Consider the following 517-nt stretch of genomic DNA (forward strand, 5'->3'; position numbering starts at 1 on the left):
GTGACCGATTTATTAAATAGTGTCCAAATAAAGTGGTTAGCTACTAAAATTGGCTTTGAAAAAGTCATTATGAAACAAAATAAATTGATTGGTTATTTTATTACAGATCAGCAAAGTAGTTTTTATCAAAGTAGTAACTTTACAAAAGTGTTACAGTTTGTGCAAACCCATTCACAAAGCTGTAAAATGAAGGAGAAGCAAACTAGAAATGGGCTTCGTTTATTGCTCACTTTTGATGGTATAACCTCAGTTGAACAGGCTTTAGAAGCTTTAAAACCCATTGTGGCGTAATTATTGTTTTTAACAACATAAATAAAAAATAACATTGAGACGTTTACTTTTTTTAATTGCCCTTTTACCGTGTATTACTTTAGCGCAACACAGTATTAAAGGTACATTTTCGCCTCCTGGAGAATTCGAAATCGCTCTTTTGTACAAAGTAGAGCCCACACATTCAAATTACGTTACAAACGCCCCAATTGCTGCCGATGGAAGTTTTGAGATAAAATTAGATTCC

At 33.1% G+C, this 517-nt stretch carries 2 protein-coding genes; both read left to right on the forward strand.

Annotated elements, in window-relative coordinates; genetic code table 11:
* The coding region (locus H4O21_RS28040) for a hypothetical protein (protein ID WP_182812424.1) at positions 1 to 291 on the forward strand (291 nt) is incomplete at its 5' end.
* A 34-nt stretch (positions 292 to 325) separates the two neighbouring features.
* On the forward strand, positions 326 to 517 hold a 192-nt coding region (locus H4O21_RS28045; RefSeq protein ID WP_220495847.1), incomplete at its 3' end, for a hypothetical protein.

The organism is Oceanospirillum sediminis, from assembly GCF_014164585.1.
In the GTDB taxonomy this organism is placed as follows: Bacteria; Pseudomonadota; Gammaproteobacteria; order Pseudomonadales; family Halomonadaceae; genus Oceanospirillum; species Oceanospirillum sediminis.